Source organism: Pseudoxanthomonas sp. JBR18 (assembly GCF_028198165.1).
Lineage (GTDB): Bacteria > Pseudomonadota > Gammaproteobacteria > Xanthomonadales > Xanthomonadaceae > Pseudoxanthomonas_A.
This window is the reverse complement of sequence record NZ_CP116339.1, coordinates 955,359-974,283: the sequence shown is the minus strand read 5'-3', so window position 1 is coordinate 974,283 and position 18,925 is coordinate 955,359. Positions and strand designations below refer to the sequence as shown.

Genomic DNA, 18,925 nt, shown 5'->3' with positions numbered 1-18,925 from the left:
CGCCATGTTAATGACCCAGGAGCGCTTTGCCTTCCCGCAACGCAGCAGCAAGCGTTTTTTAATGTGTCGTGATTGACAAAAAAAGCGCGGCCCCTTTGCGGGGCCGCGCGGGTGCAACGGACGTTTTGTCGGTAATTACCGCACGGCGGTGGAGAAGGTGGCCGTGTTGTTGGCCGTGTTGGCTTCGGGCGAGGCGGTGGACGCTTCGGCGCCGACCTGCACCGTGCTGCCGCGGCGTGCCGTCCCGGTGGTTACCCAGATCGGGAACTTCACCGAGGCGCCGGTCGCCAGGGTCTTGGAGCCTTTGCAGCGGAAGCGACTCTCGCGCAGGCTGCCCTGGCGCATGCAGTTCCAGCCAGACGGCGTGTCGAGCAGCGACAGCGCGGTCATGGTGTTGCCGTCGATCAGCACCTCCGGCTTGCGCGCGGACTGGCCGACGTTGCTCAGGGTCACCACGTAGCGGGCGTAGAGCTGGATGGCCTTGATCGAGGACGGGCCAGCGATGGAGACCGCCAGGTCGGCGGTGTTCGGAACCGTCACCTCGGTGGTGGCGACCGCCTGGTTGTTGTCCACGACCGGGTCGAAGGTCTGCGAGGTCGCCGCCACGGCCAGGGTCGCCGTCCCGCCGGCCTGCGTTGCCAGCGAGGTGGCGCTGACGCTGAAGCTGGCGCTGTCGCCATTGGCCAGCGAGGCACTGTTGCAGGCCACCGAGGTCATGCCGTCGGCCACCTGGGCCGTGTCACAGGTCCAGCCACCGGCCGGGGTCACCGCCATGTCCGGCAGTTCGCCGGCAAGGGAGAAGCCCACGCCCGGGGCATCGGCCGCCTCCGGCCCGTTGTTGCTGACCGTGGCGGTGTAGCCCAGGACCTGGCCGGCGACCACGCTGGCCGGGCTGGCGCTGGCGGTCACCGCCAGGTCGGCCTTGGGCGCCAGGGCGAAGTAGGCCACCACCGGATCATGGTCGGACAGGCGGGCCGGCGAGGTCGCATCGTTGCGTGCCACTTCGGGGAAGTCGGCGTTGATGCGGGCGTGGTCCATGCCGAAGGCCGTGGTGGCCAGCACCAGGGCGTCGTTGACCAGCACGTGGTCCAGGGTCTGGGCGCTGCCGTCGTAGGTGAACGAATAGTTCTGGCCCTCCGGCAGCAGTTCACCCAGGTTGGTCAGGTCCGGGTTGACCAGGTCGGCGCCATCGCCGGCGATCAGGGTCTGTGCGTCCGGCGTCGGCGTGCCCAGGATAGTGTTGATCGCATCGACATAGCCATCGTTGAACTGGAAGGCGTTGAAGTCGCCCAGCACGGTGATGCGGCGGTCCGGGTCGTCGGTCTGCATGCCCTGGATCAGGTTGGCCAGGAACTCGGCCTGCGCCTGGCGCTTGGCACGCACGCGGTCGCCGGCGGCGTCGAGCGTGTCGGCGCCATTGAGCGAGCGCTGGTGCACGGCGATCACCGTGATGGGGAAGGTGCGCCCGTCACCCCAGTGCACCACCGCGTCCAGGGCCAGCGGCGGACGATCGTTGAGCAGGCTGGTATTGCCCGACGGCTCGGTCCAGGTGGTGTCCTTGCCGTACTGGGTCACGCCGGTGACCTCCACGCGGGCGACACTGGCGCCGACCGTGGCGGTCTTGACCAGGAAGCCCACGTCGATGCCACCCACGTCATTGCCCTCCTGCAGGTAGGGCACGTATTGCGGGTCGGCCAGGCCTTCGGCCACCGCATCGGCATTCACCTTGTCGGCGACCTGCTGCAGGGTGGAGAGGTTCTCCATCTCCACCACGGCCAGGATGTCGGGCAGGTTGAGGTAGTCGCGGATCGCCACCGAGGCCTTGGACAGGCGCATGGCGAAGGCCGCGGCAGTCAGGGTCGGCGCGCTGTTGCCATCGGCGGTGGTGTCGAAGAAGCGCTCCATGTTGTAGCCGGCGACGGTGAACTCGTCGGCGCTCGGCGCGCGCGCCGGCTGCGGGGTCACGCCCGGTGTGGTCTCGATGGCCACGGCCGGGTCGCGCACCAGCACGTAGTGGCGGTAGCTGTAGTCCAGCGGGCCGGTCATGCCGGTGACGATCGCGCCGGTGGACAGGTCCAGCGCGGTGCTCGCGCCGCCCAGGGTGTCGCTGTCGACGGTGAGGATTTCCGGGTTGCCGTCCCACTGCGGGATCTCGCCGGACACCGGGGTGGGGGCCTCGATCCCCGGTTCGCGGAACGGGCGTGGCGTGTCGCCCAGCACGGCGTAGAACAGGCCGTCGCTGGTGCCGGTGGCGCTGCTCTCGTTGGTGTAGCCGCCGGTGGGGCCGACCACGCGCAGGCTGGCGGCGGTGACGCGCATGCCTTCATAGCGCTCGAGCTGGTCCAGGCCGCCGGTGGGGGTGAGCATGTCGGCGGTCAGCACCACCGGGGCGGGCAGCGGCTGGCCGCTGGACAGCAGGGTGACCGAGGGGCTACCGCTGATCTCGGTCAGCGGACGCTGGTAGGGATCGGCGCTGGGCACGTATTCCTGCACGGTGCCCGAAACGCGCACCAGGTTGCCCACCGCCACGGCGGCCGGCGGGGTCGAGCCGGTATAGACGTAGACACCCTCCGAGGTGGCCGGGTTGCTGTCGGCCTCGGCGTCCGGGGTCTGCATCCAGAAGCCCGCGCCCTTGACCCCAGTGACCACGCCGGTGGTGTAGACCAGCGAGCCGGCGATGGGCGACTGGATCCCACTGCCCTGGATGTCGTGGATGGCGGTCAGGGAGATGTCGTCGTTGACGATGGTGCCGGTGGCGGTCGCGTTGCCCAGCAATGCCGCGCCGACCAGATCGGACAGGGTGACGGTGAAGGTCTCGTCCGATTCGGTGACGCTGTCGTCGACGAGGTCCACGGTGACCGTGGCGCTGGTCTGGCCCTCGGCCAGGCTCACCGTGCCGGCGGCGGCCACGTAGTCGCTACCGGCCGTGGCGGTGCCATCGGCGGTGCTCCAGCTCACGCTGATGCCGCCCGCCGGTGCGGGCTGGGTGAGGGTGAGGGTGAAGCTCAGCGGACCTGCGCCCTCGTCGCCCGAGGCATCGGCGATGGACAGCAGCGGCGTGCCGCTGGCGCCGCACACGGCGCCGGCCGTGGCGCCGTTGCGCGGTGCCGGCGCACCGGTGGAGAAGTCGGCCGCGTTGTCGTTGGTATCGGTGCAGCCTTCGCCCGCGCGCAGGGCCGCGGTGGTGTTGCTCAGTGCGGGCGTGGCGCCGCTGCCCTCGTAGCAGCCGGCCGAGCCGTAGCCGACCAGGTCCACGTAGCCGGTCGGGCAGGCGCCGGAGAACGCCGACTGGCTGGACGCCAGCAGCACCTTGCCGTTGCTGCCGGACATGGAGATCGAGCCGGTTGCATCCGGAGCGGGCAGGGCGGTGGTGCCGCCGGAGCCGGCGCTTTCCTGCACCAGGTAGTAGCCACCCGGCGCGATGCTGCCGCTCAGCGGGGTCACCTGCCAGCTGCTGCCGCTGGAGCTGGCGTACTGGACGCTGTAGCTGGAAAGGTCCACCGGGTCGGTGCCGGTGTTGTGCAGTTCGATGAAGTCGTTGGTCCAGCTCGCGCCGCTGTTGCCGCCGCCGCCGTAGACCTGACTGATCACCACCTGTGCCTGCGCGCCGCTCGCGCCGGCCATTCCCAATACCGCTAGCGCCGCCAGGCGCGCCAACCGTGACGTCATCGAAGCTTCTCCATCGCGTTTTCCGGGGGATGCGCCACTGTCCGCAGCGCGATTTTCGACTATGAACGAATCCTGAGTAAATTGCATGACAGGTCACAGATGGCGTGTGCGCCATCCCGCGGCGTGGGTCCGCGCGCGACCGGCTACCATGCCGGACCCCTCCGCAGCTGGCGGTTTCGATGCAGATCCAAGACAACGAGCGGCCGCTGGAAGACGGCATTCACACCGACCTGGCCGGCCGCACCACCTATGGCGGCTACCTGCGGCTGGACCTGCTGCTGGCCGCGCAGCAGCCGCTGACCTCACCGGCGCACCACGACGAGATGCTGTTCATCGTCCAGCACCAGGTCTCCGAGCTGTGGATGAAGCTGATGATCCACGAGCTCAGCGCCGCCATCGGCCACCTGCAGCGCGACGAGGTCTGGCAGACCCGAAAGGTGCTGGCGCGGACCAAGCAGGTGCTGCGCCAGCTCACCGAACAGTGGTCGGTGCTGGAGACGCTGACCCCGTCGGAGTACATGGGCTTCCGCGAGGTGCTGGGGCCGTCCTCGGGCTTCCAGTCGCTGCAGTACCGGCAGATCGAATTCATGCTGGGCAACAAGAACGCGGCCATGCTCAAGGTCTTCGCCCACGATCCGTTCGGCCAGCAGGCCCTGCGCGGGGCGCTGGAGGCCCCCAGCCTGTACGAGGAATTCCTGCGCTACCTGGCGCGCTTCGGCCATGCGGTGCCGCGCGAGCACCTGGAGCGCGACTTCAGCCATGCGCACGTGCGCGACGAAGCGCTGCTGCCGATGTTCGAACGCATCTATGCCGACACCGACCGCTACTGGCGCGAATACCAGCTGTGCGAGGACCTGGTGGACCTGGAGACCCAGTTCCAGCTGTGGCGCTTCCGCCACATGCGCACGGTGATGCGGGTGATCGGCTTCAAGCGTGGCACCGGCGGCTCGTCGGGCGTGGGCTTCCTCAAGCAGGCGCTGGAACTGGAGTTCTTCCCCGAGCTGTTCCAAGTGCGCACGGTGGTGGGGCTGGCGCCACCGGCGCGCTGAACACGGCCGGGAATGGTTTCATTTGACGCCAAGGGGCCGCAGCGGTGATCCTGCCGCGTCCCCTTGGCGGGACGTTTTTTTGTCCACGCACGCTGCAAAGGGGAATCTGACGCATGACCGCCGAGTCCAAGTCGCCCACGCTTGAACCCGTTCCACCGATGAATGGCGATCCGCCCGCCTTCGGCGATCTGATGGGGCATCCGCGTCCGCTGTGGATGCTGTTCATGACCGAGTTCTGGGAGCGTTTTGCCTTTTACGGCATGCGCTGGGCGCTGGTCCTGTACATCGTGGCCCAGTTCTACGGCGGTGAAGCCTCGGGCCAGGGCGATGCCAGCCGCACCTACGGTGCCTATCTGGCGCTGGTGTACGCCGCGGCGATCTTTGGCGGCTACGTGGCCGACCGGCTGCTGGGCTACCAGCGCTCGGTGCTGGTGGGCGCGGCCGTCATGGCCGCCGGCCTGTTTCTGGTGGCGGTGCCCAATCACACCGTGTTCGAGATCGGCCTGGCCACGGTGATCATCGGCAACGGCCTGTTCAAGCCGATCATTTCCACCCTGGTGGGCAAGGTCTACACCCAGCGCGACGAACGTCGCGACTCGGGTTTCACCATCTTCTATATGGGCATCAACCTGGGCGCGATGGTCGCCCCGCTGCTGACCGGGTGGCTGGCCGACAAGGTCTTCGGCACCCCTGAGATCCCGGCTTACAAGGTGGTCTTCATCGCCTCGGGTGTGGGCATGCTGATCAGCATGGCGTGGTTCTGGATCGGACGTGGGGCGCTCAATGGCGTGGGCGCGCCGCCGCCGGGCGCTGAAAACCCGATGCGCATCGTGCTGGTGGCCCTGGGCGCGATCGTGGCAATCCCGGTGGCCTATTTCCTGCTGGCCATCGGCGCGCAGGCTCTGGCCTGGATCCTGGGCGTGATGTTCATCGCGTTGGCGGTGCTGCTGCTGGTGGAAGGCATCCGCGAGGGCAAGGTGCAGCGTGACCGGGTGATCGCGATGCTGATCATCTTCCTGTTCAACGTGCTGTTCTGGTGCTTCTTCGAACAGGCCGGCAGCAGCTTCACCTTCCTGGCCGACGAGATCGTCAATCGCCAGTTCGGCAGCTGGACCTTCCCCACGGCGTGGTTCCAGTCGGTCAACTCGGTGGCCATCATCGTGCTGGCGCCGGTGCTGGCCTGGCTGTGGGTCAAGATGGGGCGCATCAACCCCTCGATCCCGCGCAAGTTCGGCCTTGGTCTGCTGTTCAACGGCTCGGCCTTCCTGCTGCTGATGTTCGCCTTGTCCACGCTGGTCAGCGATGCCGGCAAGATCCCGTTCTGGACCTTGTTCATGGTCTATGTCCTGCAGTCGGTGGGCGAGCTGTGCCTGTCGCCGATCGGCCTGTCGATGGTGACCAAGCTGGCCCCGGTGCGCCTGGTCGGCTTCGGCATGGGCGGCTGGTTCCTGTCCACCGGCATCGGCAACAACCTGTCGGGCATCTTCGCCGGCCTGGTCAGCGGCGAGGGCGGCATGACGGTGGCCTCGGCCGAGCACGCCTACACCATGGGCTTCTGGATCCTCACCGCGTTTGGCGTGGTGCTGTTCCTGATCGCCCCGCTGGTCAGCAAGCTGATGCATGGCGTGAAGTAGGACCTGGATCCGGTCCACGCAGCGGCGGCTCCGGCCGCCGTTTTGCGTTTTCAGGTGCGGCCGATGCGCTCAGGTGCTGGCATGTCCGCGCACGAAGGCCGCCGCCAGCCGCGCCGCGTCTGCCGCGTTGCGGTCGCCCGTCAGCGCACGGACCAGCCGCGCCGGGGTCATCCCGGTCAGGCGCGCCAGATCGTGGGTGGCGTGGGCCTGGTCGCTGTAGCCGTGGCGCGCCGCCGCGTCGGCGATGGGCGCGGCGGCGGCATCCAGCGTGCGAAGCAGGCCCTGCAGGCGGCGCACCCGTGCGTATTCCTTCGGCGTCAGTCCCACGGCGGCGAGAAAGCGCCCCTGCAGGGTGCGCATGGCCACGCCCAGCTGATCGGCCAGCGCGCGCATGCGCAGATCGCCCTCGGCCGCATCCAGCAGCGCGGCGGCGCGCTCGGCCAGGGGATCCACCGTGAAGCCCGCGCAGTGGACCTGCAGCAGGTCCCAGAGCGGCTGCTGCGTACCGGCCTGCACGCCGGCGCGGATCGCGGATTCGAAGCGCGTGGCGAAGACGGCGTCCAGCGTGTACAGGTCCGGCGCCTGGTCACGCAGGCCGCCCAGGCGCTTGCCCACGACCAGGCCGCTGGCGGAGGCCGTCAGGCGCACGCCGATGCAGTGCACGGGCCCGGTCGCCTGCAGGCGGATGGGGCCGCGTTGCTGGGCCGCGAAGCAGAAGGGCTGGTCCGCGCGCAGCTGCCCGTCCATCCCGTGGAAGCGCAATGGCACGCCGAGTTCGGCCAGCAGTTCGCAGCGCCCGTCCGGATAGACGGCCTGGATCGCCGGATCGGGCGATTCGTCGCGGAGCTCCCACAGGCATTGCACGTACTGGCGCAGCGCGAGGGGCGGAGCGGATTCGGCGTAGTCCATGGTCCTGCATCGAACCGGGCCGTGCGCGTTTTTACAAGCGTCCACGACCGTTACCTCGCTATGGTCGCGCCTCCTGACATGGAGCGACGACGATGCGAAGGGCCAAGGTGGTGGTGGGTGCGGCGATGGCGATGTGGTCAGGCGTGGCGCTGGGCGCCACCCCCGACCTGGGCTGGCTGGCCGGACGCTGGTGCGAGGCGCGCGCCGGGCAGCTCATCGAAGAGACGTGGCTGGCGCCGGTGGGCGGTGCGTTGATCGGGATGTCGCGCACGACCCGCGGCGAGGCGATGCAGTCGTTCGAGTTCATGCGCATCGCGCGCGACGGTGCGCACACGGCCATGCACGTGTTGCCCAACGGCGAGGCGGCCACCGTCTTCCCCATGGTGGCAAGCGGCCCGGGCTGGGTCCGGTTTGCCAATGCCGCGCACGATTTCCCCAACACCATCGAGTACCGCAGCAAGGGCGAGCGCCTGCACGCCTGGATCGCCGGGCCCGACCAGGAGGGCAAGCCCATGCGCATCGCGTTCGACTACACCCGCTGCGCGCCTTGATCGGGCCTGCACCTGCCACGACGGGCGGCGCGAGGCCCTGAACGACAACGCCGCGGGAGACCGCGGCGTTGTGGTGGGATTCGCTGCGGCTTTAGCCAAGCGGCGGATGACGCTCGGCCGAAGACACCGGGCTGACCGGGGTGTCCTTCAGCCCGTCCAACAGCTGTTCCATGCCTGCCCCGCCCAGGCGTCCCATCAGGGCGTGGAGTTGCTCGACCTCTTCGGGCGAGAGCACCGAGAGCAGCCGACGCTCGCACTCCAGCACCAGCGGAGCGACGGTGTCGTGCAGTTCCTGGCCCTTGGTCGACAGGGCCAACACCGAGCGGCGGCGGTCGTCGCCGTGGATGTCGCGGCTGACCAGTTCGCGCTCCAGCAGGCGCGCCACGGCGCGGCTGACGGCCACCTTGTCCATGGCGGTCTGCTCGGCCACCTCGCCGGCCGACAGGCCCGGATAGCGGGCCAGCACGCACATGGTGCGCCACTCGGTCATCACCAGGCCGAAGCGCCGGTAGTACTCGGCGGAAATCGCCTGGCTGACGCGGTTGGACAACACGCTCAGCTGGTAGGGGACGAAGGTTTCCAGCTGCAGGGTGAGCGGCTGGGCGGGGGGCAGGGAGGCGTCTGGCTGGGTCATGGTGCGCTGCGGCGTGCGGCCTTGTTTCAATTGAAACTATGCTGCCGCGAGTTCCTTTGCAAGATGGGAGAAGATTCCATGAGCGCTCAGCCCTCCACGCACGCGCCCGGAACGGAAGCGAAGGTTGCCACGTTCGACAACCCAATGGGGATCGACGGCTTCGAATTCGTCGAGTTCGCCGCCCCGGCCGGCCAGGGTGGCCAGCTGCACGATTACTTCCGCAAGCTCGGGTTCACCCAGGTGGCCCGGCACAAGACGCGCGCCATCAGCACCTACCGGCAGAACGACTGCACCTTCCTGATCAACGAGGATCCGGATTCGTTTGCCGCCGATTTCGCCGCCGAGCACGGGCCCAGCGCCTGCGGCTTCGCCATCCGGGTCAACAAGCTCGCCGAGTGGGCGCGGGTGCAGGCGCTGAAGAACGGTGCCGAGCAGATCGGCCCGCGCGAGCTGACCAAGGCGGTGGCCGCGCCGGTGATCAAGGGCATCGGCGGCTGCATGCTGTACATCGTCGACCGCTACGACAGCACCGGCACCATCCATGATCCGGACTATGAATTCCTGCCCGGGGTGGAGCGCATGCCCACCGGCTTCGGCCTGACCTTCATCGACCACCTGACCCACAACCTCTATCCGGGGAACATGGCGCAGTGGGCCGATTACTACGAGCGGCTGTTCAACTTCCGCGAGATCCGCTACTTCGACATCAAGGGCGCCAAGACCGGCCTGCTGTCCAAGGCGATGACCGCGCCGGATGGCATGGTGCGCATCCCGCTCAACGAGTCGTCTGATCCCAAGTCACAGATCAACGAATACCTGGACGCCTACCGGGGCGAGGGCATCCAGCACATCGCCTGCTTCACCGACGACATCTATGTCACGGTGGAGAAGATGCGCGCGGCGGGCGTGGATTTCCTGGACACACCGGACACCTACTTCGAGGTGATCGACCAGCGCATCCCCGAACACGGCGAGGACGTCGAGCGCCTGGCGCGCAACAAGATCCTGATCGACGCCGACCTGGAGACCGGCAAGCGCAAGCTGCTGCAGATCTTCACCCAGAACGCAATCGGTCCGATCTTTTTCGAGATCATCCAGCGCAAGGGCAACGACGGCTTCGGCGAAGGCAACTTCAAGGCGCTGTTCGAAAGCATCGAGCGCGACCAGATGCGGCGCGGCGTGCTGTAGCGCTTGAGCCCCTCTCCCTGCATGAGAGGGGCTTTCGCGAGTCGCGAGAGATCGAGAGGGTAGGCGAGTCCATGAGTGCGACGCAGTACATGACCGGCTTCGGCAACGAGTTCGCCAGCGAGGCGATTGCCGGGGCGCTGCCGGTGGGGCGGAATTCGCCGCAGCAGGTGGCGTTCGGGCTGTACGCCGAGCAGCTGTCGGGTACCGCGTTCACCGCACCGCGCGGGCAGAACCGGCGCAGCTGGCTGTACCGGATCCGGCCGGCGGCGATGCACGGCGGCTTCGCGCTGTTCGAGCAAGCGCCGGACTTCCACAACGGCTTCGGCCAGGGGCCGGTCAGCCCGGACCAGTTGCGCTGGTCGCCGCTGCCGCTGCCCGAGGCGCCCACCGATTTCATCGAAGGCTTGCTGACCATGGCCGGCAATGGCGCCGCCGAGGCGCAGCACGGCGTGGGCATTCACTTGTACGCGGCCAACCGCGACATGCGCGGGCGCTGGTTCTACGACGCCGACGCCGAGCTGCTGATCGTCCCGCAGCAAGGACGGCTGCGGCTGGCCACCGAGTTCGGCGTGATCGAGGTCGAGCCGCAGCAGATCGCGGTGATTCCGCGCGGCGTGCGTTTCGCGGTGACCCTGCCCGACGGCCAGGCACGCGGCTATGTCTGCGAGAACTTTGGCGCGCCACTGCGCCTGCCCGACCTGGGGCCGATCGGCTCCAACGGCCTGGCCAACCCGCGTGACTTCGAAACGCCGGTGGCCGCCTACGAGGACGTCGAGGGCGAGTTCGAGTTGATCGCCAAGTTCCAGGGCCACCTGTGGCGCGCGTCCATCGGCCACAGTCCGCTGGATGTCGTGGCCTGGCACGGCAACGGGGCGCCGTATCGCTACGACCTGCGCCGCTTCAATGCGATCGGCTCGATCAGCTTCGATCATCCCGACCCGTCGATCTTCACCGTGCTGACCTCGCCCAGCGACACGCCGGGCACGGCCAACCTGGACTTCGTGATCTTTCCGCCGCGCTGGCTGGTGGCGCAGGACACCTTCCGCCCGCCGTGGTTCCACCGAAACGTGGCCAGCGAGTTCATGGGCCTGGTGCACGGCGCCTACGACGCCAAGGCCGAGGGCTTCGCCCCGGGCGGTGCGTCGTTGCACAACGGCATGACCGGGCATGGGCCGGATGCGGCCACGTTCGAAAAGGCCTCACATGCGGACCTGTCCAAGCCCGACGTGATCAGCGACACGATGGCCTTCATGTTCGAGACCCGCGCGGTGCTGCGCCCGACGCGCCAGGCGATGCAAGCCGCACACCGCCAACGCGACTACCAGCAGTGCTGGGCCGGGCTCAGCCGCCGCTTTCAGCCGCCTGGCTGAGCGATCCGGAGGCTGCGATTGCAGGTGGCTGCGGAGCCTTCAAGGCGTCGCCGTAGTGTTCGGGGACGGCCTCAGCCAGACGTGCCTGTACCCGCTGCGCGTAGCCGGGCGAGGTGATCGCTGGCAGCTGTAATACCGCTTCGCGCATCACCTCCAGAACCGTCGCATCGTCCGGCGCATCGTGCAGCCGCCGGTGGAGTGCCTCGGCCCGCGGATCGCGCTGCAGCTCCAGGATGCCTTGCAGGTAGAAGCGGGCGGCGATCAGGGAGCGTCGATGGACGCGCGGGGCAGGGTCCAGTGCCTTGGCGATCTGCGGTGCGTGCGCCTGTGCGATCTCCAGATAGCCCTGCCGGATCAAGGTGGCGATGTGGTCTTCGGTCTGCGGCCCAAGCAACTGCACCAGCTCGGGCAGCGTGCGTCGGCCGTCGGCCATGATCAGGATCCGGCGCTGGCGCATGTCCAGGCCCGCGCGATGGGTCTGCAGGGCGGCATGGGCCCGGTCGGTTTTGCGAGGCTGCATGGGGAGGCACGGCGTCGAGGCCGGTGCAGGCTCGCCGGTGCCGATGAAACCGCCATGACACTCGACCAGCGCGGTGTGCGAGGTGTGCGCAAGGCCCGGTTCGCGCGCGATTCACCGCCAGTGACTAGGCTGGACGCTCTGCTGATCGTGGAGTCTGTGTCCTGATGAAAGCCCTGCTGCCCCTGACCGCCGCCCTGGTCCTGGCCCTGTCCGCGTGCAAGGCCGATGACCATGCATCGCCGGCCGACACCGCCGCCTCCAAGGAGCCCGCGCCGGCCGCAAGCGTCCCTCCGGCCTCGCTGCCGCCGTCATTGCCCGAGCCGGGTGAGGCCAGCGGCCAGCCGACGTCCAGCCAGCTGGCGGGCTGGCAGGGGTATGGCGATCTCAAGCTGGGCAGCACCGTGGAGGAGGCCAGGCAGGCCTGGGGCGGAGAGCTCAACAGCAGCACCCCGTCCGAAGGTGGTTCCTGCTACCAGCTCACGCCCAAGTGGGCGACCGACAAGGCCGATGTGGCCTTCATGATCGAACACGATCACTTCGTCCGCTACGACGTCACCACCAGCAAGGAAACCGCGCCCGGCGGCGGCAAGGTCGGCATGGACGAGGGCCAACTGCGCGCGCTGTACGGCGACGCGCTGTCATCGATGCCGCACAAGTACGTGGAAGGCGGCAAGTACCTCAGCGTCAGCCAGGGCAAAGACAAGCTGGTGTTCGAGACCGGTGCCGACGGCAAGGTCACCAGCTGGCGCGTGGGCCTGCCACCGCAGATCGACTACGTGGAAGGCTGCGCGTAGCGCGGAGTGTGGGTGGGTGTGTCTGTAAGGCCATTGTCTCTCCTGCTCGGGGCGCGCCCACTTTGTAGAGCGGAGCTTGCTCCGCTGCCTTTCGACCGGATCATCGGGAAAGCCCGGCGGAGCGAGCTCCGCTGCCTCTCGACGTCATCGGGAAAGCTCCAGCGGAGCAAGCTCCGCTCTACAGGTGGGGTTCCCCTCAGGCCTTGCGCGGGAACAGATAGATCGCCGTGCCCACCACCACCGCGGCGCCGACGGCCAGCAAATTGGCCAGGCTGGCGCTGCACAGCAGGCCCAGGGTCAGCAGCAGCGCCAGGATCGGAATCAGCGGACCGCCAGGCAGGCGCAGCGCATTGGGGTTGTCGCGATGGCGGCGGGCCAGCACCAGCACCGCGGCGGCCGTGCCGATGTAGGCCAGCAGGCGGGTCACCATCGACAGCAGCGCCAGCTGTTCGAACGAGCCGGACAGCGCCAGCGCCACCGACAACACGCCCTGGACGATGATCGCCGCGGCCGGGGTGCGGAAGCGCGGATGCACGCGTGCGATGAACTTCGGCCCGAAGCCATCGGCCGCCAGGGCGAACAGGAAGCGTGGCCCCAGCATCACTGTGTTGCTGGTCGTGCCCAGGATCGACACCACCGCGCCCACGGTCAGCACCAGCGCCAGGCCCTCGCCACCGAAGCGGCTGGCCGCATCGGCCAGTGGCGTGGCCGAATTCGCCAAGCCGGGCAGGGTGCCCATGGCCACCACCTGCACGGCGGCGTAGATCAGGGTCACCAGGGTGATCATGGTGATCAGCGCGAAGGGCACGTCGCGGCGCGGGTTTCGGAACTCGCCGGCCGCGGCCGGGATGTTCTCGAAGCCGGCATAGGCGAACAGCAGCAGCAGCGCGGCCTGGCCCAGGTTGGGCAGGTCGCCCAGGTCCGGCGCGGTGCCGGCGAAGGCCATGCCCCAGTCCATGAAGAACAGGCCGACCACCACGAACAGCAGCAGCGGCACGAGCTTGGCGATCACCAGGGCCACGCCGGTGCGGGCGGCCGAGCGCACCCCGACCACGTTGATGAGGGTCAGCAGCGCCAGTGAACCGATGACCACGGACAGGCGCCCGGCGCCGGTGCCGGCCGGCGCCCAGAAACGCGAGACCGCGTCGGCCAGGCCATTGCCCAGGGCGGCGGCCGAGCTGATGCGGGTCAGCCAGATCATCCAGCCCACCTGGAAGCCCGCGTAGCGTCCGAAGGCCTCGCGGGCGTACAGGTAGCTGCCGCCTGGTTCGTCGAAGTAACTGGCGGCCTGCGCGTAGCACAGCACCAGCAGGGCCACGGCGATGCCGGCCAGCAGCACCGCCCACAGGCTCAGCGGGCCCATCAGCGCCACGGTGGCGGCCGGCAGCAGGTAGATGCCGCTGCCGATGACATCGTTGATGGACAGCCCGACGATCTGCCAGCGGCTGACCGCGCGGACCAGTTGGCCTTCGCCCGCAGGCGCGGCGTTCACGGGGTGGCCTGCGCGGTCAGCGTCGGCAGCGACCAGGCGTGCTGCAGGCGCACGTACTCGGCCTTGGGCAGCAGCACGAACAGCGGATGCCGCTTGGGATCCAGCCAGGCCTGCAACTTGACCATGTTGGCCGGCTCCATCGCCGTGCAGCCGGCGGTGGGCTCGCCGGGCGTGCGCCACATGTGGGCGAAGATGCAGCTACCGTGGCCTGGGACGGCCTGGGCGTTGTGTTCGATCACAAAGCCCTGGCGGTAACGCACATCGCCATCGTTGTGCAGGTCCAGACGCATGTGCTCGCTGGCCCCGGCCACCGCCTGCGCGCCGACGTCTTTTTCGTCGACGATCTGGTTGTAGAGCGGCGAGTCGGGCACGTCCACGCACCAGCTGCTGGCCTGCATCTGGTGATAGTCCAGCGCGGTGTCGGCCGTGGGCGCATAGCCGAAGGCCTGCCCGATGCCGAAGACGCCGGCCGGGCTGCGCCCATCGCCCTCACGCTTTTGCGGACCGTCGGACTGCGCTGGCGAAAGTCCATCGCCCCAGGCACTGCCCTGTTTGCCAATGGCCACGGCGATGGGCGCGGTGGCGAGGGTCCACTTGGCTCCCTTGCGGACATAGGTGCGCAGCGTGCCCTGGTTGTCGTCCCAGCCATCGGTGGTGACCACCACCAGCTGCTGGGCCTGCTGCATTTGCGGGATGCCGGCGGGCGCGCGCTTGGCCAGGGCCGGCACGGCGGCGAGCGCGGCGGCCACGGTCAGCCAACGCAGGGTGGACAGCGGCGTGGGGCGGTTCGTGGACATGGGCGCTCCGGGGGGCAGGGGTCAGGAATCAAGCAGGTGCTGGACCCGCTCCAGGTTGATCGCCAGCTGGCGGTCACGGTCGGGATTGGCCTGGCACAGCAGGACGAACACGAAGTCCAGCAGGTACTGCAGCGAGGAGCGGTACAGCAGCTGCTCGATGTGCGGGGCGGCATCGTGCGCGGAGACCACCAGTGCCGCGTCGGCATGCGCGCGCAGCGGGTTGGCGGTGTGCCGGGTGATGGAGACCACGGTGCCGCCGGCGTCCTGGAACTGGCGAGAGATCTGCGAGAGCTGGGGCAGCTTGCCGAACTCGGACAGCAGGATCAGCACGTCGTCCGGCCGCGCCGAGGACACGTTGGTCATCATCAGGATCGGATCGGCATGGTGGATGGTCAGCACGCCCAGCAGCGACAGGCGCATGGCGAATTCGCGCGCGAACAGGCCGTCATCGCCCAACCCGCAGACGAAGACCTTCTGCGCGCGGTCCAGGCGCTCGACGATGCGCTCGATGTGGTCGCGCGGGTTGAGCAGGCGCGTCTCCTCCTCGGCGGCGGACTTGCTGCGACGCAGGCTTTCCTCCAGGCGGGTGTAGGCATCGCCCACGGCTTCCGGTTCGTCGGGCGAGGCCGGGGCCGGGCCACCGCCCCGGGCGACGGCCTGGCCGACCGAGTACTTCAGGTCCGGATAGCCCTTGAAGCCCAGCTTCTGGCTGAACTTGACCACGCTGGACTGGCTGATGCCCAGCGCGCTGGCCAACTGCTGGGACGAGTAATCGCGCAGCAGGTGGGCGTTGTCCAGGATGTAGTCGGCGATGCGGCGTTCGATGGCCGACATGCTGTCGCGCTCGGACCGGATTTTGACCAGGGGCGGCAAGGGGTCGTGGTCTCCGCGTGGCATCAGGGACGCTGCCCGACGTTGCTGTTGCTGTTGCTGTTGGTTCTGCTTTTGGCTGTCGCCGGTCCCCGTCCGTAGCGGCGCAGCCGGTGGGCAAAACCCCGCAGGGGCGACGCGCATGGATGCGCGGCGTTTCCGGCAGGGGCAGGATGCCCCTTCCGGAAATTCCCATCGGCGGAGCGGACCCGGAGCGCCGCAGGCGCGCAGGGCGCGGAGGCTGGGGCGTGCTTTCTTTGGGTTACGTTTCTTTGCACGAGCAAAGAAAGGTAACTCGCTCCCCGAAGGGAAGTGAAAGCCTTTCCTTGAGCTGTTGAGCCAACGGCACCTGCGCACATGGAAGAAGTCGGTCTCTCGCGAAGGCAGAAACCCGAGCGTTTCACGCCCTGTCGGGCGCGAGTCACTTTTCTTTGCTTGTGCAAAGAAAAGTAACCAAAAGAAAGCACACCCCGGCCTCGCGCCCAACGCGCGTCGCGCGTCGGGTCCGCGCTGCCGCCGGGAATTTCCGGACGGGGCATCCTGCCCCGGCCGAAAACGTCGCGCATCCATGCGCGCCGCCCCTGCGGGGTTTGGCCCGTCGGCATCGCCGCTGCGGAGGGGAGGGGGAAAAGCGGGGCAGCAAAAGCAACAGCAACCGCATAACCTGAGGCAACTGCCAAGGCTGCTCCAGCAATGGCTTCCGTCGTCCTCCCGCATGCGCGGGGACGACGGCCGTGGAGCATCGTGTTGCTCCGAAAATGACGTAACAGCCTCACGGCGCGAGCAGCTCCAGGCCCTGGATCTCGCGGATCCCCAACCCCGGCGCATCCGGAATGCTGATCTCCGATTCGTTGAACAGCACTCCGCCGACGACCGGGTTGAACGCGCCCAGCGAAGGACCGTCCAGATCGATCTTGCTGATCGCCCCGGCCTTGGCCACCGCCACATGCACCGCGGCGGCCACGCTGATGGAGGACTCGATCATGCAGCCGATCATGCAGTCCACGCCGTAGAGCGAGGCGATGTCGGCGATGCGGATGGCGTTGGAAATGCCGCCGGTCTTCATCAGCTTGATGTTGATGATGTCCGCCGCGCGCAGCTTGATCAGGTCGAAGACCTGGCTGGGTCCGAACACGCTCTCATCGGCCATCACCGGCGTGTTGACCCGGTCGGTGACGTATTTGAGCCCGTCGATGTCGGCCGCCTTGACCGGCTGCTCCAGCAGCTCCAGGACCACGCCGGCGTCCTCGAGCTTCTGCATGGCGTAGACCGCCTGCTTGGCGGTCCAGCCCTGGTTGGCGTCCAGGCGCAGCAGGGCGCGGCCTTCGACCGCGGCATGGATCGCCTTGACCCGTTCGATATCCAGGCCCAGGTCCTTGCCGACCTTGATCTTGAGCGACTCGAAGCCGCGCTCCAGCGCGTCCAGCGAGTCGGCCACCATCTTGTCGATGTAGTCCACCGAGATAGTGATGTCGCTGGTGATCACCGGGTCGCCACCGCCCAGCAGCTTGTACAACGGCGCGTCGTAGAGCTGCGCCCACAGGTCGTACAAGGCGATTTCCACGGCGGCCTTGGCGCTGGTGTTGCGCTCCATGGCCGACTGCACCAGGGCGGTGAGGTGGTTGAGGTTGGCCACGTCCTGGCCGATCAGGCGCGGTTTGATGAAGGTGTCGATCGCCGCGATGATCGAGCCGTGCGTGTCGCCGGTGATGACCGCGGTGGCGGCCGCCTCGCCATAGCCGGTGTGGCCGGTGTCGGTGCGGATCAGCACCACCACGTCCTCCACCGTATCCACGGTGCGCAACGCGGTCTTGAATGGCGTCTTCAGCGGCACGCGGAGCATGCCCAGCTGGATGTCGGTGATCTTCATTCGGCCTGCTTGGTCGAAGCGTGCGGCGGGCGCACGCGTTGGATGTTGGTGATGCGGTCAACGTAGCTGGCGGTGTCGCTGGCCAGCATCGGCTCGAGCGGGGTGACCGACACCCCGTTGAGGTGCCCGGCCACGCGCTGGCCATCCGGCCCCGCCCAGCCACCGCCCTCGGTGTCGTGGATGACATAGGTCAACCCGTCGGCCTGGCCCAGCACCACCATCACGTGGCCGGGGATGTAGACCATGTCGCCCACCGACAGCTGCCGCACAGCGGCGATGCGCTTGCTGTCCGGGTCGTCCTTGGTAAAGGCGATGCGGTCCAGCGCGGGGCTGACCGCCTGCTGGGACGTGTTGCGCGGCAGCAGCACGCCGAAGGCGCGATAGATCTCCGAGGTGAAGCCGCTGCAGTCGCGGGTGTCGTAGGAATGCCCCCAGCCATAGCGTTCGCCCAGGAACTTGAACGCCTGCTCGATCAGGTGGCGCGGGGTCAGCGGCAGGTAGTCGGCCGCGGTGTCGGCCGTGCGCGGCAGCAGCGCGGGCACCAGCTGCAGGCCACCGTCCGCATCGCGGATGGGTAGCTGGATCACCCAGCCGGTGTAGGGCATCTGGCCGTTCACCGGTTGGGTCGGGTCCCAGTCGGCCAGCACCGGCACGCGCACGCCCATGTCCAGCTGCAGGTCCGAGACCTGCGGCTGTTCGGGGGTGAACACCGTGCTGGCGGTGGCGCCGGTGATCACCCGGTACGGGCCGTGGGCGCCGTAGTCGAATACCTGTTGCGGTGTGCCGATGCCGACGAAACGCTTCTCCATCCAGGCGCTGTAGCGCTGGCTGGTCACGAACAGCCACTGCCCGTCGCGGCTCTCGTGCAGCACCGCCACCGCGTCGCCGGGGAACAGCGCCGACTCCTGGAAGCGGTCGATATCGTGGTCCTGCGTGCTGCTGAAGACCCGCTGCTCGGTGGGGAAAGTGCGCAGGTCCGCGCGCCGGGTGACCAAGCCGTAGCGCACCGGCTGCTGGTCGGGGATCGCGTCCAGGGCCAGGCGCGCGCGCAGGGCTGCGATGGCTGCCGCGTCGAGGACTTGGCCGTGCAGGTCGTAGAGTGTGCGCGACGGGACGGCGGACAGCGCGTCGATCTCGGCGATCACGGTTGCGCGCGGCAGGGTCGCCGGCAGGGCCCGCAGGTCCTGGATGGCCGGGTCCTGGGCACGCATCCGCGCGTTCTGCGCGGCGATGCCGGCGCGATCGAGCAGCGGGTGATCCGGGTGCGCCTGCTGCGCAATCCAGTAGGCCGGGGTCAGCTTGGGCGGGTCCACGCCGACGACGCCAGTGACCGGGTTGATGGGGACCTGGGGCACCGGCACGCGCGCGGCGGCCGGCACGGCGGCCAGCAGCAACCACAGGGGCAGGGACAGGGTGAAGGCATGGCGGGACAGGGCCGCGACGCGGCGCCCCGCACAGGGGCGGCCGGACATGGCGGGGAGGCTCCGGAGGGCTGACATAAAGGAATACTTATTCCGATGAAATCGAAAAGCAAGAATAAATTATCGGTTGCCGCGCGCCGAGCAGGCCGCCACCGGG

The 18,925-nt window shown here is 68.4% G+C and carries 15 protein-coding genes; 6 read left to right on the top strand and 9 right to left on the bottom strand.

Annotated features, from left to right (window positions below; all coding sequences use genetic code 11):
• Positions 1–135: 135 nt before the first annotated feature.
• Entirely contained in the window at positions 136–3,669 is a 3,534-nt protein-coding gene (locus PJ250_RS04560) for a Calx-beta domain-containing protein (RefSeq protein WP_271647362.1), read from the bottom strand.
• 179 nt (positions 3,670–3,848) lie between these two features.
• Here PJ250_RS04560 and PJ250_RS04555 point away from each other — a divergent pair, with 179 nt between their 5' ends.
• Together PJ250_RS04555 and PJ250_RS04550 are read left to right on the top strand one after the other, a co-directional pair.
• Entirely contained in the window at positions 3,849–4,718 is an 870-nt protein-coding gene (locus PJ250_RS04555) for a tryptophan 2,3-dioxygenase (RefSeq protein ID WP_271647361.1), read from the top strand.
• A gap of 113 nt (positions 4,719–4,831) precedes the next feature.
• A complete protein-coding gene (locus tag PJ250_RS04550; RefSeq protein WP_271647360.1) occupies positions 4,832–6,352 on the top strand; it encodes a peptide MFS transporter in 1,521 nt (506 codons plus the stop codon).
• Between the two features lie 69 nt (positions 6,353–6,421).
• Here the strand turns inward: PJ250_RS04550 and PJ250_RS04545 are convergent, their stop codons facing one another.
• A complete protein-coding gene (locus tag PJ250_RS04545) occupies positions 6,422–7,261 on the bottom strand; it encodes a helix-turn-helix domain-containing protein (RefSeq protein WP_271647359.1) in 840 nt (279 codons plus the stop codon).
• Between the two features lie 92 nt (positions 7,262–7,353).
• Between PJ250_RS04545 and PJ250_RS04540 the strand changes: the two genes are divergently transcribed.
• Positions 7,354–7,812, top strand: a complete 459-nt coding sequence (locus PJ250_RS04540; protein WP_271647358.1) for a DUF6265 family protein — start codon at positions 7,354–7,356, stop codon at positions 7,810–7,812.
• A 91-nt stretch (positions 7,813–7,903) separates the two neighbouring features.
• On the opposite strand, the gene PJ250_RS04535 is transcribed toward PJ250_RS04540, so the two are convergent.
• A complete protein-coding gene (locus PJ250_RS04535) occupies positions 7,904–8,446 on the bottom strand; it encodes a MarR family winged helix-turn-helix transcriptional regulator (protein ID WP_271647357.1) in 543 nt (180 codons plus the stop codon).
• A gap of 78 nt (positions 8,447–8,524) precedes the next feature.
• On the opposite strand from PJ250_RS04535, the gene hppD reads away from it, so the two are divergent.
• Complete coding sequence (gene hppD, locus PJ250_RS04530) at positions 8,525–9,634, top strand: 4-hydroxyphenylpyruvate dioxygenase (protein ID WP_271647356.1); 1,110 nt, start codon at positions 8,525–8,527, stop codon at positions 9,632–9,634.
• A 71-nt stretch (positions 9,635–9,705) separates the two neighbouring features.
• Positions 9,706–11,004, top strand: a complete 1,299-nt coding sequence (gene hmgA / locus PJ250_RS04525; protein WP_271647355.1) for a homogentisate 1,2-dioxygenase — start codon at positions 9,706–9,708, stop codon at positions 11,002–11,004.
• Here hmgA and PJ250_RS04520 read toward each other — a convergent pair.
• Entirely contained in the window at positions 10,976–11,524 is a 549-nt protein-coding gene (locus tag PJ250_RS04520) for a hypothetical protein (protein ID WP_271647354.1), read from the bottom strand. The two genes, hmgA and PJ250_RS04520, sit on opposite strands and share 29 nt — an antisense overlap.
• Before the next feature lie 164 nt (positions 11,525–11,688).
• Here PJ250_RS04520 and PJ250_RS04515 point away from each other — a divergent pair, with 164 nt between their 5' ends.
• Positions 11,689–12,318, top strand: coding sequence for a lectin (locus PJ250_RS04515; protein ID WP_271647353.1), 630 nt, complete (start codon positions 11,689–11,691; stop codon positions 12,316–12,318).
• Between the two features lie 196 nt (positions 12,319–12,514).
• Here PJ250_RS04515 and PJ250_RS04510 read toward each other — a convergent pair whose 3' ends face one another.
• From PJ250_RS04510 to PJ250_RS04490, 5 genes are all read right to left on the bottom strand, one after another.
• A complete protein-coding gene (locus PJ250_RS04510; RefSeq protein ID WP_271647352.1) occupies positions 12,515–13,810 on the bottom strand; it encodes an APC family permease in 1,296 nt (431 codons plus the stop codon).
• On the bottom strand, positions 13,807–14,607 hold the full coding sequence (locus PJ250_RS04505) for a L,D-transpeptidase family protein (RefSeq protein WP_271647351.1): 801 nt from the start codon (positions 14,605–14,607) through the stop codon (positions 13,807–13,809). Before PJ250_RS04505 ends, PJ250_RS04510 begins: the two co-directional genes overlap by 4 nt.
• Positions 14,608–14,628: 21 nt before the next feature.
• On the bottom strand, positions 14,629–15,480 hold the full coding sequence (locus PJ250_RS04500; protein WP_271647350.1) for a MurR/RpiR family transcriptional regulator: 852 nt from the start codon (positions 15,478–15,480) through the stop codon (positions 14,629–14,631).
• A gap of 769 nt (positions 15,481–16,249) precedes the next feature.
• Entirely contained in the window at positions 16,250–17,347 is a 1,098-nt protein-coding gene (locus tag PJ250_RS04495) for a dipeptide epimerase (RefSeq protein ID WP_271647349.1), read from the bottom strand.
• A complete protein-coding gene (locus PJ250_RS04490) occupies positions 17,344–18,819 on the bottom strand; it encodes a C40 family peptidase (protein WP_271647348.1) in 1,476 nt (491 codons plus the stop codon). Before PJ250_RS04490 ends, PJ250_RS04495 begins: the two co-directional genes overlap by 4 nt.
• Between the last annotated feature and the right edge of the window lie 106 nt (positions 18,820–18,925).